This is a genomic window from Pseudomonas helleri (assembly GCF_009600315.1).
GTDB lineage: Bacteria > Pseudomonadota > Gammaproteobacteria > Pseudomonadales > Pseudomonadaceae > Aquipseudomonas > Aquipseudomonas helleri_A.
The window spans coordinates 1-631 of record NZ_WIWC01000103.1; the positions used below are offsets into that span (position 1 = coordinate 1).

The 631-nt window shown below is 56.4% G+C and carries 1 pseudogene; it reads right to left on the minus strand.

The features are described 5' to 3' along the window. Positions 1-518: pseudogene (locus tag GHN86_RS23790) on the minus strand (DUF2235 domain-containing protein); the annotation flags it as partial. Positions 519-631 lie beyond the last annotated feature (113 nt).

Sequence of the window (631 nt, forward strand, 5' to 3'; positions counted from 1 at the left end):
ACTTTCAGGGCATCGAGCAACCGGGTCAGCCCCCAGTTAATACGATTCTCGCCCCCAGTCGCCATGCTCAGCCCCGAATCACTCGGCCCGAACTCGTGAATTTCCTTGAACTCAGTGCCTACACCGGGGATGTAGTAGCGATAAAAAGCCAGCTGACCGATTCGGGTTTGCAATGCGCCTTCAAGGTCGCCGAGGCTCGCATGATAAAGCCGTGCCACATTACTGGTGGTGGGTGGCTTGCTCAGTTTGTCTGACGGCTCATGGTTATTAGTGCCGTCAAAACACAGCGTGATGTTCAACACATCCATACACGGCGGACCAAAATAACCCCGGTGTGCAGCCAGCGCAGCCCGCTCAGTTTCAGCCGCAATTTGGCGTTCCACTTTGCGTTGCGCGATACCGTTATCGGCCACCTGCTGAGGATGCGAAGGTAACAGCCCCTTTTCGGGAAATACCGGGGTTATCGCCAGAGGTTCCGCTGGCGGGCGTTTATCAAGCGTATTCAGGGAGTCGGACATGTGCTGGGCACCTCCATTCGGCGGGGAAAGTTATAGGGATAACCGGGCATGCCGGGCAGATGCGCTACCGCCGACACCACCACTTGGTCACAGGGCAGAAAATGCACATCAAC